This is a genomic window from Oryzomicrobium terrae (assembly GCF_008274805.1).
In the GTDB taxonomy this organism is placed as follows: Bacteria; Pseudomonadota; Gammaproteobacteria; order Burkholderiales; family Rhodocyclaceae; genus Oryzomicrobium; species Oryzomicrobium terrae.
Genome location: NZ_CP022579.1, coordinates 861,124 through 872,766, shown reverse-complemented (window position 1 = coordinate 872,766; position 11,643 = coordinate 861,124). Strand labels below are relative to the sequence as shown.

The 11,643-nt window shown below is 67.2% G+C and carries 11 protein-coding genes; 4 read left to right on the top strand and 7 right to left on the bottom strand.

Annotated elements, in window-relative coordinates:
• Positions 1-93: 93 nt before the first annotated feature.
• Entirely contained in the window at positions 94-900 is an 807-nt protein-coding gene (gene folE2 / locus OTERR_RS03995) for a GTP cyclohydrolase FolE2 (RefSeq protein WP_054621986.1), read from the top strand.
• A 379-nt stretch (positions 901-1,279) separates the two neighbouring features.
• Here the strand turns inward: folE2 and OTERR_RS03990 are convergent, their stop codons facing one another.
• From OTERR_RS03990 to rpsP, 5 genes are all read right to left on the bottom strand, one after another.
• The gene (locus tag OTERR_RS03990; RefSeq protein ID WP_149424937.1) at positions 1,280-3,343 is read right to left on the bottom strand and encodes a TonB-dependent copper receptor; all 2,064 of its coding nucleotides are present in this window, start codon (positions 3,341-3,343) and stop codon (positions 1,280-1,282) included.
• Between the two features lie 287 nt (positions 3,344-3,630).
• Complete coding sequence (gene rplS / locus OTERR_RS03985; protein WP_054621984.1) at positions 3,631-3,996, bottom strand: 50S ribosomal protein L19; 366 nt, start codon at positions 3,994-3,996, stop codon at positions 3,631-3,633.
• 71 nt (positions 3,997-4,067) lie between these two features.
• Complete coding sequence (trmD, locus tag OTERR_RS03980; protein WP_223115998.1) at positions 4,068-4,865, bottom strand: tRNA (guanosine(37)-N1)-methyltransferase TrmD; 798 nt, start codon at positions 4,863-4,865, stop codon at positions 4,068-4,070.
• Positions 4,866-4,899: 34 nt separating this feature from the next.
• Positions 4,900-5,475: a ribosome maturation factor RimM gene (rimM, locus tag OTERR_RS03975; RefSeq protein ID WP_054621982.1), complete on the bottom strand. Its 576-nt coding sequence runs from the start codon at positions 5,473-5,475 to the stop codon at positions 4,900-4,902.
• 47 nt (positions 5,476-5,522) lie between these two features.
• Positions 5,523-5,777 carry a 30S ribosomal protein S16 gene (rpsP, locus tag OTERR_RS03970; RefSeq protein WP_054621981.1) on the bottom strand — a complete coding sequence of 85 codons (255 nt, stop codon included), beginning with the start codon at positions 5,775-5,777 and terminating at the stop codon, positions 5,523-5,525.
• Between the two features lie 289 nt (positions 5,778-6,066).
• On the opposite strand from rpsP, the gene OTERR_RS03965 reads away from it, so the two are divergent.
• Entirely contained in the window at positions 6,067-7,563 is a 1,497-nt protein-coding gene (locus tag OTERR_RS03965) for a hypothetical protein (protein ID WP_149424936.1), read from the top strand.
• A gap of 26 nt (positions 7,564-7,589) precedes the next feature.
• Here the strand turns inward: OTERR_RS03965 and OTERR_RS03960 are convergent, their stop codons facing one another.
• Entirely contained in the window at positions 7,590-8,462 is an 873-nt protein-coding gene (locus tag OTERR_RS03960; protein ID WP_187775298.1) for a YihY family inner membrane protein, read from the bottom strand.
• 155 nt (positions 8,463-8,617) lie between these two features.
• Here OTERR_RS03960 and wrbA point away from each other — a divergent pair, with 155 nt between their 5' ends.
• Entirely contained in the window at positions 8,618-9,217 is a 600-nt protein-coding gene (gene wrbA / locus OTERR_RS03955) for an NAD(P)H:quinone oxidoreductase (RefSeq protein WP_149424934.1), read from the top strand.
• Entirely contained in the window at positions 9,214-9,603 is a 390-nt protein-coding gene (locus OTERR_RS03950; RefSeq protein ID WP_149424933.1) for a DUF2069 domain-containing protein, read from the top strand. Before wrbA ends, OTERR_RS03950 begins: the two co-directional genes overlap by 4 nt.
• Positions 9,604-9,780: 177 nt before the next feature.
• On the opposite strand, the gene OTERR_RS03945 is transcribed toward OTERR_RS03950, so the two are convergent.
• Positions 9,781-11,322: a 2-isopropylmalate synthase gene (locus OTERR_RS03945; RefSeq protein WP_149424932.1), complete on the bottom strand. Its 1,542-nt coding sequence runs from the start codon at positions 11,320-11,322 to the stop codon at positions 9,781-9,783.
• Positions 11,323-11,643: the final 321 nt, after the last annotated feature.

Genomic DNA, 11,643 nt, shown 5'->3' with positions numbered 1-11,643 from the left:
CCTGGCGCCATGGCGGCAATAGTTGAGTAATTTGCTTCGGTATTTACACTCCCCATGTTAGCCTTCACTAACATAGGCCGTTAGGTTAAAAAAATGACTTCTACCCCCCAGCATCTCGCCATCCCCGACGTCCAGTCTTCCGCCGACACCCGGCAGCTGGCGATCAACAAGGTCGGCATCAAGTCGATCCGCCACCCGGTCCAGATCAGCGACCGCAGCGGCGACGTGCAGCACACCGTGGCCACCTTCAACATGTACGTGGGCCTGCCACACAACTTCAAGGGCACCCACATGTCCCGCTTCGTGGAGATCCTCAACTCCCGCGAGCGCGAGATCTCGGTGGAATCCTTTCCGGCCATGCTGCGCGACATGGTCCAGCGTCTCGAGGCCGAAACCGGCCACATCGAGATGAACTTCCCCTACTTCATCAACAAGACCGCGCCAGTATCCGGCGTGCAGAGCCTGCTCGACTACGACGTCACCTTCATCGGCGACATCCGTAACGGCCAGGTGTCGTTCTCGCTCAAGGTGGTGGTGCCGGTGACCAGCCTGTGCCCCTGCTCGAAGAAGATTTCCGACTACGGCGCCCACAACCAGCGCTCCCACGTCACCATCACCGCCGAGCTGGACGGCCACCTGTGGATCGAGGAACTGGTGCGCCTGGTGGAGGATGAGGCTTCCTGCGAGCTGTACGGCCTGCTGAAGCGCCCGGACGAGAAGTTCGTCACCGAGCGCGCCTACGACAACCCGAAGTTCGTCGAGGACATGGTTCGCGACGTGGCCGCCCGCCTCAACGCCGAACCCCGCGTGGTGGCCTACGTGGCCGAATCGGAGAACTTCGAGTCGATCCACAACCACTCGGCCTACGCCCTGATCGAGCGCGACAAGCGCCAGGGCTGAGTTCGCCCCTGGCCGCAGCGGCGGCAGCCCACAAAAAACCCAGCCCGGTGGCTGGGTTTTTTGTTGCCAGGATCTGCGCAAACAACGCGGCCGGCACGGGTATCGAATCGACCGCGATCCGTCCCGGCGGTCCGCAGAAGCGCAGCTAGTAGCACCATGGACACCGAAATGGTTGCCCGCCCCCTCCGTCGCCGCCCGCCAATGCGGGGCGGCTGAGGCAGTACCCAGCCAAACCCCGCGCCAATAGGCGTTCTTCACGGCATATGCCTGAAACACCGCGCCAATCCTTGTTCTCCGAGGCACCACCTCGAAGATCGCCTATTGGCGCGGGGTTTAGGCCAGTGCTCGCCAGCGCTCTTTACCCGGCCTTGTTTCGCCCTTATTCCAGAGCGATCGTCAGCTTGAGCCAGCCGGTGCGTCCCGGCTCGTTGACCCGGGTGGTCTGGCCGTAGCCGGCCACCATGGCGCCAGCCCGGCTGATGGCCTCGGCGTAGGTGCGGTTGAACAGGTTGTCCACCCCGGCGGTCAGGCGCAGCTTCTTGCTCGGTTTCCAGCCGGCATTGACCGAGAACACGGCAAAGCCGCCGGCCTCGCCGATGTCCTGGCCGACGATGTTGCCCTGGCCGATGGCCACACGGTCCTGGCGGGCCACCAGCCGGGTCAGGGTGCCGGCGCTCCACACGCCGTTGTCGAAGCCGACGCTCCAGCGCGCCTCCAGGGGCGGCGTCTGGGCCAGGGGGCGGTCGTCGGTGTCGTTGCTGCCGCGCACCCAGGCCAGGGTCAGGTCGCTGCGCCAGGACGACGTGAAGCGGTAGCCCAGACTGGCCTCGCCGCCGTAGCGGGTGGCGTCCACATTGCGGCTGAGGGTGCGCGCGGCCATGCCGCTGCCGACGTTCTGGATCAGGATGTAATCGTCGGTCTTGCCGTAGAACGCGGCCACGGTGGCGTCCCAGTCGCCGTGGCGCCACAGCACGCCGGTGTCGAACTGAGCGGTCTTTTCCGGCCGGGTGTTCCAGGCGCTGTTGCTGTTCTGGCTCTGCTTGGCCAGCTCCCAGTAGTCGGGGAAACGCTCGACGTAACCCAGGCCGGCGTAGGCGGTCTGGCCGGCGGCAAAGTCCTGCTCGTAGCGAAAAAAGCCGCTGGTCAGGGTGTCGCGCCGCGTCTGGCCGTAACTGGCCCGGGGCGCACCGTTTACCTTGAAGTGATCCGTGCCCGACCAGAAGTCGCTGCGCAGGCCGCCGATCAGGCGCTGCTTCTCGCCCAGGTAGTGGGTCAACTCGCCGAACACGCCGGTCTGCTCGAAGCGCGCGTCCTCCACCCGGGGCACGCCGCCAACGGCGTACACGCCGTTGCCCATGGCCGTGCGCAGGGTGTGGATGTTGGTGGCATGGTCCGCCCCCAGCACCAGCTGGGTCAGCTCCCCCAGGCGCAGGGTGGCTGCCGCCCGCCCGCCATAGGTTTCCCGATCCGGGTTGCTCAACATCTTGGTGCCCGTGGCAGTGCGCAGGCTGTAGTTGTCCATGATGTGGTCGATGTAGTTCCAGTAGGCGATCGCCTCGACCTTCTGCACCACCGGCGAGAGGTTGCGCTTCTCGAACTTGAGGGTGGCGTTCTGCCGGCTGAACTTGGTGCCGTCCATGCCCCGGTCGGCGTAGGCCGCCTCGCCATCGCTGGCGGCGGTGGACAGCTCGATGCGGGTATCGGCGTCCGGGGTCAGGCCCACGGCGCCGTATCCGCTCCAGCGGTTGTACTTGGAATGGACCGTGGTGCCGCTGCCGTCGCGGTAGTCGCTCGCCTGGGTGTGGGTGCCCACCACCTTGGCGTAGGCCTGGGTGTTGCCGATCTGGAAATCGGCCATCTCGTCGTTGCGGCCGAAGCTGCCCACCAGGGCGCTACCGTAGAACTTGGCGCCGGCGGCGGGCCAGCGCGGCCAGTTGCGTTCGAACAGCACCGTCCCGGCCGCATTGCCCGGCCCCCATTGCACCGTCTGGGGCCCCTTGATGACGCGCAAGCTGTCGTAGGACTCGGGGAAGACGTAGGCCGTGGGCGGGTCCATGCGCCCGCCGCAGCCGCCCAGGATCTGCTCGCCGTCGAGCAGGATGTTCAGGCGCGAGCCGGCCAGGCCGCGCAGCACCGGGTCGCCGTCGGTGCCGCCCTTGCGGATCACCGAGAAGCCGGGGATGGTCTTGAGGATGTCGGCGCCGTCCTGGGCCGGTACCGGCTGGCGCGGCGCCCGGGGATCGGTGACCACGGTGAGCGGCGTATCCATGCGCTCGGCGGTCACCACCACTTCGTCCAGGGTGGCCGCCTTGTCGGCGGCCGCCACGGTCTGCTGCTGGCTCGCCACCGTCTGCGCCAGCAGGGCCGGCGCGGCGCAGGCCAGGGCCACCGCCAGGGCGATCCGGGTGGGCCCGTGTCGCCGGGTCCCGTGTAATGGGGTCATATCCTCGCTCCCTTGTCGTGAAAACAAGGGGCGGAGTATAGGAAGAAGCGCCGGCCCGGCCCTGCGACACAGGGCCGCAACCCGGGGCGACATGTTGTCGCAGGTCACCCCGGCGAACACTAGCCAGCGTCGGGGACGATCGCCCAGCATGACCGGTTGTGGACCAGGCGCCAGGTTGGTCGCTGAGGGCGACGGACAAAAAAAACAGGGCCCCCGGTTTCCCGGGGGCCCCGTCACGTCGTCGCAGCCGGGCCGCCGGAACGAATCCGGGGCCTGGCTGCGGGGCATCAGCCCTGGCGACGCTCGAGCTTTTCCTTGATCCGGGCAGACTTGCCGGAGCGGTCGCGCAGGTAGTACAGCTTGGCGCGACGCACATCACCGCGGCGCTTCACTTCAATCGAAGCGACCAGGGGGGAGTAGATCTGGAACGTCCGCTCCACGCCTTCGCCGGAAGAGATCTTACGGACGATGACGGAGGAGTTGAGGCCGCGGTTACGCTTGGCGATAACCACGCCTTCGTAAGCCTGCAGACGCTCGCGGTTACCTTCCTTGACCTTCACCTGGACGATCACGGTGTCGCCGGGAGCGTAGTTGGGGATGGTCTTGCCCAGACGGGCGATTTCTTCTTGTTCCAGTTGCTGGATCAGGTTCATGTCGAACTCCTTGTTGGACGGGAAGACTGCTGTGATACGACCCGTTTGTATCGACCGCAGAGCTGCTCGCCTTACGCCGAGGGGGATTCCGCCTGGGCGGCCTCCCGCTCGATTTCTGCGAGCAGATGCGCTTCTTCGGCCGAAAGCGGCCGACTTGCCTTCAGCTTCGCGAGAAGCTCCGGGCGGCGTTCCCGGGTTCGCTTGAGCGCCATTTTCAGGCGCCAGCGGCGAATTTCCTTGTGGTTGCCGGACAGCAGCACCGCCGGCACCGGCATCTCTTCGTACACCTCGGGGCGGGTGTAGTGGGGGCAATCCAGCAGCCCCGTGACGAACGAGTCTTCCACGGCGGAAGCGGCATCGTTCAGCACCCCCGGCAGTTGCCGGACGACGGCGTCGATCAGGGCCATCGCCGGGATCTCGCCGCCAGACAGGACGAAATCCCCCAACGAAATCTCTTCGTCGACACAACGTTCAAGCAGCCGTTCGTCGACCCCTTCGTAGCGCCCGCACAGCAGCACCAGCCCAGGTTCATCCTTCAGCGCCATGACCCGCTCGTGGGTCAGGGGCGCGCCTTGCGGCGACAGGTAGATCACCCGGCTGCGTGCTGCGCCGGCCTGGCGCTGACGCGCCTTGGCCGCGGCAATCGCCGCTTCCAGGGGGGCCGGCTGCATCACCATGCCCGGACCGCCGCCGAAAGGCCGGTCGTCCACCCGGCGATAATTGTCCGCCGTGAAGTCGCGCGGGTTCCAGCAGTTCAGCGTCCAGCGGCCTTCTTCCAGGCCGCGGCGGGTCACCCCGTACTGACCGACGGCGGCGAACATTTCCGGAAAAATGGTCACCACGTCGAAGGCCAGGGGATGCTCCGGCATCATCCCTGCGTCAGCAACATCCGACACCTGGGCCTTACCAGTCTTTCTGCCAGTCCACCCGGATCACGCCGGGGGCACCCTTGGCCGGGAGGATCACCTCCCGTACTACCTGCTCGACGAAAGGCAGCAGCCGTTCCAGCGGTTTCTTGCCGGGGGCGGCAGTCCCATCGTCGTCTTCCCGCACCTGGAGCACGTCGTTGGCGCCGGTGGCCAGCAGGCCGACCACGGTCCCGAACGATTCACCCTCGAGGTTCTGTACCGGAAGACCGATCAGATCGTTCCAGTAGTAGGCATCCGGCTCGGGGCGGGGCATTTCCTCGCGGGGCGCACCGATGTAGGCGCCTTTGAGGGCTTCGGCTCCGCTCCGGTCGGCAACCCCGACAAACTGGGCCACCAGACCATCACCGTGCCACTTGCACCCCGCCAGGGGCAGGACCTTCCAGCCGGACTCCTCGGAGCCCACCCACCAGTGGAGCATCTTGCCCCACTCGAGGGGGTCATCCCCAAAGGGGTGGATACGCACCCAGCCACGAACGCCGTAGGCATCCGTGATACGCCCCAGAACGATGACCGGGGCTGCTTGCTCGGTAGGGCCAGCAGCGTCAGTCATGGAACCGGAACGAGGTAAATCCAGCAAACTCACTTCCCGAGCGAAGCTCAGGCAGCGACTTTGGCGGCGTACTGCTTGGCCAGGCGGGCCACGGTCGGGGACAGCTGGGCGCCGTTGCCGGTCCAGTATTGCAGACGGTCCATGGCGATGCGCAGACCTTCTTCGCTGGCAGCAGCCACGGGGTTGTAGAAGCCGATACGCTCGATGAAACGGCCGTCGCGACGATTACGGGAATCGGCCACCACCAGAGTGTAAAAAGGACGTTTTTTCGCGCCACCGCGGGCGAGACGAATCACAACCATCGTTGTTCTTCCCGGTTAAGGATTGTGGAAAAAGCCGGAAATTATAACAAGATCGAGGACTTAAACAAGGCCGACCGGACTTTTTTTCCATCCATGCTCCGCGCTCCCGGTCATGGACGCCCGCCGCCCGGAAGGGCCGATTTGCGCTATGCTCCGCACGTTAACGCGCCGGCCCGCGCAGGTTGGAGCGGCCGAGGCCGCTGCCACCGGGCGCCAATGCCGCCCGCCCGTGCCATGGCGGCCTATTTGCGCGCCCCGTTTAGCCCGCCTCCTGCGAATCAACGACGCCATGTCCGCCCCCCTTGCCGACGCTCCCAGCCTTGCCGCCACCCTGGAGTGGCTGAGCCAGCCACCATTGCCGGACGCTGCCGCCGACCTGGCGGCCCTGGACCAGCTGCGTACCGCTCTCCGCACTCTGGCGCTAACCGGCCAGGAGCGTTTGCAGGCACTCAACCGGATCGCGGCGCGCACGTTTGTCACCCTCAACCACGCCCTGCCGCAGCTGAGCGATCTGCCGCTCCCGCTGCCGCGCAAATCCCGGGCCCTGGCCCGCATCCTGCTTGACCTCAGCGCCGGCCTTGCCGAGGATTTTCGCGCCCTGGCGACCAGCCCCGACGCCGCCGCTCAATTGGCGCCGCAACGCGCCCAGATCTGCCAGCGCACCTTGCTGCTGCTGCGCACCCACCTGGAGATCGCCGGCCTCGCCGCCACCCCGCCCTCCCACGACGTGTGGACCAACCTGCACGCCGCCTACGATGCAGCGGAACGGGAAGGCCTGGCCGACAGCGCGGGCAGCCGGGGCGAGCACACCGCCCGCCAGGAATACGCCCAGGCCCTGCTGCTCGGCCTGATCCCTGCTGGCGCCTTGTCCACCAGCGCCTTTGCCCTGGCGTGCCGCATCAGCGGCGCCCTGACCGAACAACTGGAGTTTTTGCCCAGCCCGGACGAACGGCGCCGCGGCCTGTTCTGGATCGACCCCAGCCGTGACGCCCCGCCGGTCGCCCTGACCCGCCGCCCGCCGCCGCCGGAAACGCCGGTGCGCTGGGTTGCCGGCGACCGGGCCGCCCGGCGCCTGATCCAGCTGAGCGCCAGCGGCCAGGCCGCGCAACTCGGCTTCGCCGGCGCCAACGGCACCCTCCTGGTGCAGCAGAATCAGCCGACCCTGGAGCAACTGGCCGGGCTGTGGGGCTCCCCCTCGAAGCGCCGTTTCCCCCGCCGCCGCCAAAACTACCGCGCCCAGCTGTGCATCGGCCTGCCGGCCACCTGGGCCCTCCTGGCCGGCAAGGTCCCGGCCGATGGCAGCGGCGAACACGTTTCCAACTGGATGATCACCAACGAGAGTCCGGACGGCTACGCGGCCATGCACCTGTCCGGCCGCACCGAACCGGTCCGGCCCGGCGAAGTGGTGGCGATCAAGGGTGAAAAATCGCACCGCTGGGACGTGGCGCTGGTGCGCTGGGTCATTTCCGAAAACCCGGAGCACCTGGAGTTGGGCTTGCAGCTAGCCGCCCCCCGAGCCCTGGCCTCCCGGGCCATCGACCCCAAGTTGGGGCGCAGCAGCGAGACGCCGGCGCTGTTCCTGCCCGGCGTACCGGGCCTGCGGCCGATGCCGGCCCTGATCGTTCCCGCCGGCACCCTGGACGAAACCAGTCAACGGCTGATGGTAGTACTGGAGCCGGCCGACAACGCCAAAGCGGACATCCTCGAAACGCGCCCCAGCAGCCGCCTGGAAAGCACGCCGGCGGTCACCGTACTGCAACTGGCCGGCGACGATCGCGCCGCCTAGGAACGCCCCTAGGAAGGCTGTCGCACTCAGTCCGCCCGCGCCCCCTCGCCCACACCACCGCGGGTTGCCGCCACCAGGGCACCGATCAGCACCAGGTTCCAGGTCAGGTACAACCAGAGCAAGAAGATCGGCACGGCGGCAAAAGCGCCGTAGACCAGGGTGTAGGACGGAAACGAGGCCAGGTACCAGGCGAACAGACGTTGCAGCAGGGCCAGTCCCAGGGTCGCCGCCACAGCGCCGAACAGAGCATCGACCCAGCGCACCGGTGCGTTGGGTACCCGCCAATAGAGCAGGAAGAACATCCCCACCGGCGCGGCCCAGGCGAGCAGACTGAACAACCACTGGCGCAGCCAGCGCCCCTCGCTGAACCACCCCAGCGACAAGGACAGGGCGAAGGTGACGACGCCGAAGCCCAGCGTCAGGGCTGCCGGCCCCAGGATCAGCATGGCCCCGAACAGCTTGACCCGGCCCGCCAGGGAGCGCCCCTTGCCAACCCGCCAGACGTGATTGAAGGCCCGCTCGATGCTCACCGCCAGCAGCAGGGTGGTGAGCAGCAGGAAGCCCAGGCCCACCAGGGTCAACTTGGTGGCCTTCTGGGAAAACAGCAGGGCGTACTTGGTCACCACCACCCCGGCCTTGTCCGGCAGCAGGTTGGCGAACAGCACCTTCTGCACGTCGGCCAGCAGGGTCGAATAGAACGGCAGGGATGACACCACCACCAGGGCGATGGTCACCAGGGGTACCAGGGACAGCAGGGTGGTGTAGGCCAGGCTGGCGGAGAGCTGGGCGAAATGCTCCTGGCGGTAGCGGCGGGCCACCCGGACAACGAAGCGCAGCGGGTTGGACGGGCCGCCGGCAGCAGCGGCGCGGCGCGGGGAGCGGGAGCGGTAATGGGACATGGGGCCGCTATAATAGCGGATTGCCCGCAGCATCCAGCCGCCCGGACCATGCCATACGCCTAGGACGCCGGCGCGGCGCCCAACCAACACTCCCAACACTCCCAACACTCCCGCGCGCTCCCGCCCGACCAACGACGATCGCACCTTCCTCGCCCATGGCCGACATCCTCGTTCTCTACTACAGCCACCGCGGCTCAGTGGCCGCCTTGGCGCGCCAGGTGGCCCGCGGTATCGAATCGGTGCCGGGCATGAGCGCCCGGCTGCGCACCGTGCCCAAAGTCTCGCCGGTGAGCGAAGCCAGCGCCCCGGCCATTCCCGACGATGGCCCACCCTATGTAGAGCCCACCGACCTGGCCGACTGCGTTGGCCTGGCCCTGGGCAGCCCGACCCGCTTCGGCAACATGGCCGCGCCGATGAAGTATTTCTGGGACGGCACCATCCCGGCCTGGACCCAGGGCCACCTGGAAGGCAAGCCGGCGGCGGTGTTCACCTCCACCGGCAGCCAGCACGGCGGCCAGGAGACGACCCTGCTGTCGATGATGCTGCCCCTCTTCCACCACGGCATGCTGCTGCTCGGCCTGCCCTACAGCGCCCCGGAGCTGTCCGCCACCCCAGCCGGCGGCACCCCCTACGGTGCCAGCCACGTCGCCGGCAGCGGCGGCGATCCCTCCCTCCACCCCGACGAGGCGCGCCTGGCCTTCATCCTCGGCCAGCGCCTGGCAAACACCGCGTCCCTATTGGCTCTCAAGGCATGACCCCTCAACAACAAGCATCGGTGCGGCTCTCCAGCCTGGCCGCCAGCGTGGGCCTGATCGGCCTGATCTTTCTTGGCCTCTACTGGGAGATGGCCGGCGCGCCGATCCACCCGGGCGGCTCGTGGATGGTGCTCAAGGTGGCCCCCCTGCTCTTCGCCGTGTTCGGCATCCTGCGCGGCAAGCGCTACACCTACCAGTGGAGTTCCCTGCTCGCCCTGCTCTACCTGATGGAAGGCCTGGTGCGCGCCACCAGCGACCAGAGCCCGACCTCCCGGGCCTTCGCCTGGGGCGAGGTGGTGCTGGCCTGCCTGTACTTCGGCGGCGCCGTGGCCTACGCCCGCCTGACCCGGGGGCCTAAACCACTCAAACCGGCCAAGGCCGGCTAGCGGCCCGGGATAAAAATGCTGGCCACCGGCGCCGGATCTCGCTCCATCTCGCTCCATTACCCGCCCCCATCGCCCGCCGCTCCCCACCAAGGGTGGCTGGATAAAACGCAAAACGCCGCATCCTAGGATGCGGCGTTTTTCTTTGCGGGCGAAAGCAGCCACCGCTCGTTACGCGCGTTACACGTCGCCTTGCGGATTGACTTTGCCCGGACAGGATTCAAGCTTGTTCAGGGCGTTCAGGTAGGCCTTGGCCGAGGCGATGACGATGTCGGTATCGGCCCCCTGGCCATTGACGATGCGGCCGCCCTTGGACAGGCGCACGGTGACCTCGCCCTGGGCGTCGGTGCCGGTGGTGATGGCGTTCACCGAGTACAGCAGCAGTTCGGAGCCGCTCGCCGCGATCTGCTCGATGGCCGAGAAGGCCGCATCCACCGGGCCGCTGCCGGACGCCTGGGCCTTGCGCTCGGCGCCGCCCACGGACAGGGTCAGGCTGCATTCCGGCGTCTCGCCGGTCTCGGAGCAGACGTGGGAATAGACCAGCTTGTAGTGCTCGGTCTCGGCCGACACCACCTCGTCGGAGACCAGGGCCTGGAGGTCCTCGTCGAAGATCTCATGCTTCTTGTCGGCCAGTTCCTTGAAGCGGGCGAAGGCGGAATTGAGGGCCTCGTCGGAGTCGAAGACGATGCCCAGCTCGGTCAGCCGGGTCTTGAAGGCATTGCGACCGGAGTGCTTGCCCAGCACCAGTTTGTTCTGGGTCCAACCCACGTCCTCGGCGCGCATGATCTCGTAGGTCTCGCGGTGCTTGAGCACGCCGTCCTGGTGGATGCCCGATTCGTGGGCGAAGGCGTTGGCGCCGACGATGGCCTTGTTCGGCTGCACCGGGTAGCCGGTGATCTGGGAGATCAGCTTGGAGGCCGGCACGATCTGGGTGGTGTCGATGCGGGTTTCCACCGGGAAGATGTCGGCCCGGGTCTTCACCGCCATCACCACCTCTTCGAGGGAGGCGTTGCCGGCCCGCTCACCCAGGCCGTTGATGGTGCATTCCACCTGGCGGGCACCGGCCAGCACGGCAGCCAGGGAGTTGGCCACAGCCAAGCCCAGGTCGTTGTGGCAGTGCACCGACCACACCACCTTGTCCGAGTTGGGCACCCGGGCGATCACCTGGCGCAGGGTCTCGGCGAACTGGCTGGGCAGGTTGTAGCCCACCGTGTCGGGCACGTTGATGGTCTTGGCGCCGGCCTTGATCACCTCTTCGAAGATGCGGCAGAGGAAATCCAGCTCGGAACGGCCAGCGTCCTCGGCGGAGAACTCCACGTCGTCGGTGAACTGGCGCGCCCAGCCCACCGCCTTGACCGCCTGCTCGACCACCTGGTCCGGGGACATGCGCAGCTTCTTCTCCATGTGGATCGGGCTGGTGGCGATGAAGGTATGGATGCGCCCCCGGGCAGCGGGCTTGATCGCCTCGCCGGCACGGCGGATGTCGTTCTCGTTGGCCCGGGCCAGGGAACAGACGGTGGAATCCTTGATGATTTCGGCAATGCTGTGGATCGCATCGAAATCGCCGGGGGAGGCGGCGGCGAAGCCGGCCTCGATCACGTCCACGCGCATCCGCTCCAGCTGGCGGGCCACCCGCAGCTTCTCGTCCTTGGTCATGGAGGCGCCAGGGCTCTGTTCGCCGTCGCGCAGGGTGGTGTCGAAAATAACGAGGGGTTGTTTCATGGTCAGGCTCCGTCGGCGGCGGGTATCGGCTACCCGGCAGCCGTTTTGCGGCACGGCTGTCGCTGCCGCCGCAAGGGAGGCAGGACAACGATCGAATTGGGGGAAGAAGTCGTTTTAGCGCGCGATGCGTAGCAGCGGGCGGGCACCAAGGTGCCCACGCAGCGACAGAAGGCGGCTGAGGAGCTCGCTTTCCGTGGAAAGGGCGACCGGCGGCTCGTGACGACCGGCGCTGAGAAACGCTTTAGGCATGCGGCCGACTATAAATTTTTTCGCAGCCCCCCGCAACACGGGACCTGCCGCGGCAGGCCCCTCAGGCTAACG

Bases quoted from the DNA above. Each gene is read 5' to 3' on its own strand.
- folE2 (WP_054621986.1), top strand. From the start codon at position 94: ATGACTTCTACCCCCCAGCATCTCGCCATCCCCGACGTCCAGTCTTCC.
- OTERR_RS03990 (WP_149424937.1), bottom strand. From the start codon at position 3,343: ATGACCCCATTACACGGGACCCGGCGACACGGGCCCACCCGGATCGCC.
- rplS (WP_054621984.1), bottom strand. From the start codon at position 3,996: ATGAACCTGATCCAGCAACTGGAACAAGAAGAAATCGCCCGTCTGGGC.
- trmD (WP_223115998.1), bottom strand. From the start codon at position 4,865: ATGCCGGAGCATCCCCTGGCCTTCGACGTGGTGACCATTTTTCCGGAA.
- rimM (WP_054621982.1), bottom strand. From the start codon at position 5,475: ATGACTGACGCTGCTGGCCCTACCGAGCAAGCAGCCCCGGTCATCGTT.
- rpsP (WP_054621981.1), bottom strand. From the start codon at position 5,777: ATGGTTGTGATTCGTCTCGCCCGCGGTGGCGCGAAAAAACGTCCTTTT.
- OTERR_RS03965 (WP_149424936.1), top strand. From the start codon at position 6,067: ATGTCCGCCCCCCTTGCCGACGCTCCCAGCCTTGCCGCCACCCTGGAG.
- OTERR_RS03960 (WP_187775298.1), bottom strand. From the start codon at position 8,462: ATGTCCCATTACCGCTCCCGCTCCCCGCGCCGCGCCGCTGCTGCCGGC.
- wrbA (WP_149424934.1), top strand. From the start codon at position 8,618: ATGGCCGACATCCTCGTTCTCTACTACAGCCACCGCGGCTCAGTGGCC.
- OTERR_RS03950 (WP_149424933.1), top strand. From the start codon at position 9,214: ATGACCCCTCAACAACAAGCATCGGTGCGGCTCTCCAGCCTGGCCGCC.
- OTERR_RS03945 (WP_149424932.1), bottom strand. From the start codon at position 11,322: ATGAAACAACCCCTCGTTATTTTCGACACCACCCTGCGCGACGGCGAA.